Origin of the sequence: Coprococcus sp. LG101-27 (assembly GCF_027695515.1) — a bacterium.
Lineage (GTDB): Bacteria > Bacillota > Clostridia > Lachnospirales > Lachnospiraceae > Allocoprococcus > Allocoprococcus comes.
Window position 1 is genome coordinate 1 of record NZ_JAQEUJ010000065.1, and the last position, 541, is coordinate 541.

A 541-nucleotide genomic window follows, 5' to 3' on the forward strand; every position below is an offset into this window, starting at 1 on the left:
GGAAATGAGGTTATCATCACAGCTGAAGGCGAAGACGAAGAAGACGCAATCGCCGAAATCCAGAAAGTATTAGAGGAGAATCTGTAGGATTATGATTACACTAAGTGGTAAAAGTGTTTTTGGTGGCGTAGCCATCGGGAAGATTGCTTTTTATAAAAGACAGGAAAAGCAGGTAAGACGGTATCATGTAGAGGATACCGAAGCAGAGGTGGCACGTTTTGAGGATGCCCAGGAGACTGCGATCGCACAGCTCGGTGAGTTGTATGACAAGGCAATGGAAGATGTAGGAGAAGCCAATGCGGCAATTTTTGAAGTACATCAGATGATGCTGATGGATCTGGATTATGTGGATTCGATTAAGAATATTATTACTACCCAGGAAGTCAACGCAGAGTATGCTGTTGCGACAACAGGAGATAATTTCTCCCAGATGTTTGCATCTATGGATGATGCTTACATGCAGGGACGTGCGGCCGATGTAAAAGATGTATCGGACCGACTTCTCGGTATCCTTTCGGATGCCGGGGAAAGCGGTGTTGTG

Annotated in this window: 2 protein-coding genes; both read left to right on the forward strand. The window is 45.5% G+C overall.

Translation table 11 applies throughout. From position 1 onward, the window contains the following. Positions 1-87: HPr family phosphocarrier protein (locus PG766_RS17205; RefSeq protein WP_270591408.1), on the forward strand; the 87-nt coding region annotated here is incomplete at its 5' end. Positions 88-91: 4 nt separating this feature from the next. After that, positions 92-541: phosphoenolpyruvate-utilizing N-terminal domain-containing protein (locus PG766_RS16870; RefSeq protein WP_330674540.1), on the forward strand; the 450-nt coding region annotated here is incomplete at its 3' end.